The sequence below is a fragment of the Streptomyces sp. NRRL F-5122 genome (assembly GCF_001507435.1).
Taxonomy (GTDB): Bacteria; Actinomycetota; Actinomycetes; order Streptomycetales; family Streptomycetaceae; genus Streptomyces; species Streptomyces lannensis.
Genome location: NZ_LMWH01000074.1, coordinates 1 through 1,370, shown reverse-complemented (window position 1 = coordinate 1,370; position 1,370 = coordinate 1). Strand labels below are relative to the sequence as shown.

Sequence of the window (1,370 nt, the reverse complement as noted above, 5' to 3'; positions counted from 1 at the left end):
AGACGTCATCTCATTTGGTGAGTCTGCGGTAGCAGATGAGGGTGCAGGCGATGCTGGTGAAGGCCAGGAAGTGCTCGGATTTGCGTTCGTAGCGGCGGTGCAGTCGACGGCATCCGGCGAGCCAGGACATCGTGCGTTCTATGGTCCAACGGTGACGGCCCAGGCGGGTTGAGGACTCGATGCCCTTGCGCGCGATGCGATGCGTGATGCCCCGCTTGCGTAACCAACGCCGCAGGTGGTCATAGTCGTATCCCTTGTCGGCATGGAGCTTTCCCGGCCTGCGTCGTCGGCGTCCGCGCCGGGAGCGGATCGGCGGTATGCCCTTCACCAGCGGGATCAGCGCCTGGCTGTCGTGCAGGTTCGCCCCCGAGATTCCGGCGGACAGGGGCAGACCGGTCCGCTCGGTGATCAAGTGGATCTTCGAGCCGTACTTACCCCGGTCTACAGGATTCGGGCCTGTCAGGTCCCCCTTTTCAGGGCCCGCATGTTCACCGAGTCGATCGCGCAGCGGGACCAGTCCAGCTCGCCGCGGGCGCCGAGTTCGTCGAGGACTAGGCGGTGGAGCTTGGCCCAGACCCTGGCCTTCGTCCACTCGGCGAAGCGCCGGTGGGCTGTCGCTCCTGACGGCCCGAGCGACGCGGACGGCAGCTGCTGCCACGTACAACCAGACGTGGCCACGAACACGATCGCAGCCAGCACCTCCCGGTCACCGTGCCGACGCCGGCCGCCGCCCTGCGGCCGCGTCGGAGCTTCCGGCACCACCCGCTGGAACAGCTCCCACAACTCATCCGGCACCAGCCGCTCAACAATCCCCACGATCTATCCGCCTACGACTCGCTTGAGCAGTCGACCTCAGTCCAGGCCGCCTGGAGGTCACGGCAGACAACGGTGAGGGTGCCGTCCCAGCAGGCGATCTCGTGGCTGCAGCCGTCTCGGTGCGGCAGGATCTCGTCGAGCATCACAGCCCCGAGATCCGCCCCTCGGTCCTCGCCAGCGGGATCGATGACGAAGCTGGACACGCCTACGTAGCGGATGGCCAGGTCGCGGTCATGCTTCCAGCAGTTGTGCTGGAACTCGACCTCTATCTCCTCACCGCCGACACCACGCACAGCACGAAGCGTCAGATCCTTCACACACCGCCTGCTGTGGGAGTCGTAGTGCCCCGTGTCAGTGGCGAAGGACCGCGCACCAGACGGCAGATCACCGGAGATTGAGGGCAGACGCTCCAGGTAGCGAGACGGGTCCAAGACCCCTGACAGCTCGCCGACCTGCGCATCGAGATTGACGTACTCCATCGGCCTGCGCCCCCGCTCCTGGCTTCCTGCTGGCCGATGAATCATCGCACAGACTCACCAAATGAGATGACGTCT

Annotated in this window: 2 protein-coding genes; both read right to left on the bottom strand. The window is 65.5% G+C overall.

Going from position 1 to position 1,370, the window contains the following annotated elements:
• Positions 1-10: 10 nt before the first annotated feature.
• Positions 11-810 (bottom strand): IS5 family transposase gene (locus ADL25_RS47995; protein ID WP_416070673.1). Its coding sequence is split into 2 segments (ribosomal slippage): positions 11-462 and positions 462-810, totalling 801 coding nucleotides; the frame shifts between segments, so codons are not numbered across the junction.
• A gap of 17 nt (positions 811-827) precedes the next feature.
• Positions 828-1,295 carry a hypothetical protein gene (locus ADL25_RS10655; protein ID WP_059127432.1) on the bottom strand — a complete coding sequence of 156 codons (468 nt, stop codon included), beginning with the start codon at positions 1,293-1,295 and terminating at the stop codon, positions 828-830.
• Between the last annotated feature and the right edge of the window lie 75 nt (positions 1,296-1,370).

Bases quoted from the DNA above. Each gene is read 5' to 3' on its own strand.
- ADL25_RS10655 (WP_059127432.1), bottom strand. From the start codon at position 1,295: ATGGAGTACGTCAATCTCGATGCGCAGGTCGGCGAGCTGTCAGGGGTC.